At 39.6% G+C, this 396-nt stretch carries 2 protein-coding genes; both read left to right on the top strand.

The window, feature by feature from the left end; all coding sequences use genetic code 11:
• The coding region (locus CK486_RS17795) for a SidA/IucD/PvdA family monooxygenase (protein ID WP_176481747.1) at window positions 1-192 on the top strand (192 nt) is incomplete at its 5' end.
• Window positions 180-317: a hypothetical protein gene (locus CK486_RS18610; RefSeq protein ID WP_095941614.1), complete on the top strand. Its 138-nt coding sequence runs from the start codon at window positions 180-182 to the stop codon at window positions 315-317. The genes CK486_RS17795 and CK486_RS18610, both read left to right, overlap by 13 nt.
• Window positions 318-396 lie beyond the last annotated feature (79 nt).

Here is a 396-nt window from a genome sequence, read left to right as displayed (position 1 = left end):
TTTTCAACCTCGCTTTCTGACCACGTGTTGCAACTGCACTCTTCTCAATATAAAAATGCAACGCAATTAAAAAAGGGTTCTGTTTTAGTCGTAGGAGGAGGAAATTCAGGTGCACAAATTGGGGTCGAGCTCGCTAAGGAAAGGAAAGTGTATTTCTCCCTATTTGTCATAACACAACGGTGCAAAAGTTAGTTCAAGTGAAAGATGGCTTTCAACTCATCACAAATCAAGGAGAATTTTTTACAAAAAAAGTTGTTGTAGCGACCGGACCATTTCAAAAGCCTTTCATTCCAGCGTTTTTCAACCTCGCTTTCTGACCACGTGTTGCAACTGCACTCTTCTCAATATAAAAATGCAACGCAATTAAAAAAGGGTTCTGTTTTAGTCGTAGGAGGA

Origin of the sequence: Pseudomonas sp. HAR-UPW-AIA-41 (assembly GCF_002304225.1) — a bacterium.
In the GTDB taxonomy this organism is placed as follows: Bacteria; Pseudomonadota; Gammaproteobacteria; order Pseudomonadales; family Pseudomonadaceae; genus Aquipseudomonas.
This window is presented reverse-complemented; position numbering and strand designations above follow the sequence as displayed.